Origin of the sequence: Bacillus haikouensis (assembly GCF_013179555.1) — a bacterium.
Classification (GTDB): domain Bacteria; phylum Bacillota; class Bacilli; order Bacillales; family Bacillaceae_B; genus Rossellomorea; species Rossellomorea haikouensis_A.
The window spans coordinates 1-1,361 of record NZ_JABMCR010000532.1; the positions used below are offsets into that span (position 1 = coordinate 1).

Genomic DNA, 1,361 nt, shown 5'->3' on the forward strand with positions numbered 1-1,361 from the left:
TAATGGGATGGTCCGCCTCGTCCTCCTGCCGCATCATGAGGCGGCCAAACCGAAGGAGGTTGCAATGCCACAGCGCAATATGCCGCGCCCAGCGGCTGTCTACGGAATTGATATTGGCAAGAACATCTTTCACGTTGTCGGCCTCGGGAGCGATGGCGTGCCAGTGCAGAAGGTTCGTTTCCGACGCGACACGCTGCTACAATTCTTCGAGCGCGCAGCACCGGCGATCGTGGGGATGGAGTCGTGCGCCGGATCTCAGTGGATTGCCAGGAAGATACAGGCGCTTGGACATAAGGTGCGCTTGATCCCCGCGCAGTTCGTGAAGCCCTACGTGAAGTCGAACAAGAGCGACATCATCGACGCGGAAGCGATCGCTGAAGCTGCCACACGTCCAACAATGCGATTTGCTGCACTCAAGAGCGAGGAACAAGCCGACCTTCAGGCTTTACACAGGGTCCGAGATCAGATGATCGGAACGAGAACGCGTCTGATCAATCAGATGAGAGCTTTCTGCCTCGAATACGGGATCGCATTGCGCCAAGGCGCGGGCCTATTCAAGGTCGACCTGCCGCAAGCTGTCGAAGATCAATCCAACGATCTCTCGTCGGCAATGCGTAAGCTGCTTGCAGACCTGTTTGCAGATCTGCGCCAATTGGAACAGCGCATTGGTGACGTCACACGCGAGATCGAGGCGATCGCCAGTCGCGAGGATGTCGCACGGCGGCTCATGACGATCCCTGGGATCGGAGCGTTGGGAGCCACCGCACTTCTTGCAGCGGTTGGCAACGGCCGACAATTCCAGAAAGCTCGCGATCTGGCAGCGTGGCTTGGCCTTGTGCCACGGGAATACTCGACCGGAGGAAAGCAGAAGCTTCTCGGCATCAGTAAGCGGGGAAACCGCTATGTGCGCAAGCTCCTTGTTCATGGAGCACGATCCTGCTTTCGGCACCTCGACCGAACACGAGATCGATTGGGGAACTGGCTGGATGGCCTTCAGGCACGAATGCACCCCAACAAAGCTGTCGTCGCACTTGCCGCTAAAATGGCCCGGATTGTCTGGGTCGTCCTGACCAAGCCTGGAGCGCTCTACGAACGCAGGGACCCTGCCTTCACCTGACGCTCCTGGCTCGATTGCAAGGCTCGAGAATAGTGATGACGAAACAGTGGATCAACATGCCGTAAGTCCTGTGCAAAAAAGCGGGCTTCGTGCCCGAACCATTTATTGGGAACGGCATGTGCGGATCTCATCATGGCCTGGCTGCAACCGCAGCCCACTCGCGAGAGGCCGGATACATTTATGCAACTGGAATCGTCATTTACGATGTCGCGTACCCTTGCACGGACGAGGCGGACCATACATT

1 protein-coding gene is annotated in these 1,361 nt (G+C 57.5%); it reads left to right on the top strand.

The genetic code is table 11. The annotated features are described in order from the left end of the window. The first annotated feature begins 79 nt into the window (after positions 1–79). Positions 80–1,117: an IS110 family RNA-guided transposase gene (locus HP456_RS25815; RefSeq protein WP_216663414.1), complete on the top strand. Its 1,038-nt coding sequence runs from the start codon at positions 80–82 to the stop codon at positions 1,115–1,117. The last annotated feature ends 244 nt before the right edge of the window (positions 1,118–1,361 follow it).